This is a genomic window from Lysobacter enzymogenes (assembly GCF_017168095.1).
GTDB lineage: Bacteria > Pseudomonadota > Gammaproteobacteria > Xanthomonadales > Xanthomonadaceae > Lysobacter > Lysobacter enzymogenes_D.
Genome location: NZ_LXSD01000115.1, coordinates 1 through 1,185, shown reverse-complemented (window position 1 = coordinate 1,185; position 1,185 = coordinate 1). Strand labels below are relative to the sequence as shown.

The 1,185-nt window shown below is 75.3% G+C and carries 2 protein-coding genes; both read left to right on the top strand.

Translation table 11 applies throughout. The features are described 5' to 3' along the window. The coding region (locus A7A76_RS03340; RefSeq protein ID WP_206409864.1) for a TPM domain-containing protein at nt 1-917 on the top strand (917 nt) is incomplete at its 5' end. Then, the coding region (locus tag A7A76_RS03335) for a hypothetical protein (protein WP_206409863.1) at nt 914-1,185 on the top strand (272 nt) is incomplete at its 3' end. The genes A7A76_RS03340 and A7A76_RS03335, both read left to right, overlap by 4 nt.

Sequence of the window (1,185 nt, the reverse complement as noted above, 5' to 3'; positions counted from 1 at the left end):
CCGTGGCGCGGCCGGCCGCGGGCGCCGCCTTGCCCACCGACGCCGAACCGCCGGCGGACGCGGCCGTGCCGGCGCTGACCGGCCCGGTGGTCGACCTCACCGGCACCCTCGACGCCGCCGCGATCGCGCATCTGAGCGAACGCTCGCTGCAACTGCAACAGCGCAAAGGCGCGCAACTGATGTTGCTGATGCTCGACAGCACCGGCGGCGAAGACATCGCCGCCTACGCCGGCCGGGTGTTCGCGCACTGGCAGCCGGGCCGCGCCGGCGTCGACGACGGCGTGCTGGTCGTGGTGGCCAAGCGCGACCGCCGCCTGCGCATCCACCTCGGCCGCGGCCTGGACGAATCCATTTCCGACCAGGACGCCGGCCGGATCATCGAGGAAACCCTGGCCCCGGCGTTCCGCGACGGCGACTACGCCGGCGGCCTGGAGCGCGGCTACGACGCCTTGATCGGCCTGATCGACGGCACGCCGCTGCCCGCGCCCGAGCCAGAGCGCGTGCCGTGGCCGCTGCTCGTGTTCGCCGGCCTGATCGCCTCGCCGTTCGCGCTGATCCCCCTGTTCGGCATGCGCGCGGCGTGGCGGCGCGGGCCGGCGGCGTTTTTCGGCCGGCTCGGGCTGATCGCCGCGGTCGCGGCGGCCGCCTACGTGTTCACCGCGCCGAAGACCGCGCCGGACCTGCTGGATTGGAACGAGTGGATGCCGATGGCGCTGCTGACCTACATCACCACCGCGTTCGCGTCGGTCAGCGCGTTCGCCAGCGGCGACGCGCGCCGCGGCGGTTCGCGCTGGGACGACGAGGACGAACGCCGGCGCCGGCGTTCGTCCTCGTCGTCGTCCTCCGGTTCCGGCAGCTCCGGCTATTCCGGCGGCGGCGGAAGCAGCGACGGCGGCGGCGCGTCGGGGCGCTGGTGATCGCGATCGCGCGCCCGCGATCGGAACCCGCGCCGGACCGGCGCGTCGGCGCGTTCGCGCTGTCGCTGTGCCTGCTGGCGCTGGCCTGGCCGGTGTGGGCGCAAGCATCGGCATCGACGCCGCATGCGGACGCTTATGCCGCCGCCACGGCGGCTTGGCGGCCGGCCCACGCCGTGGGCGCGTTGAGCTTCGCCTTCGCCCTGGCCGTGGGCTGGCGGGCGAACGCGCGCGGCTGGCCTTTGGCCTTGGCGGCGCCGGCGGCGTTGCT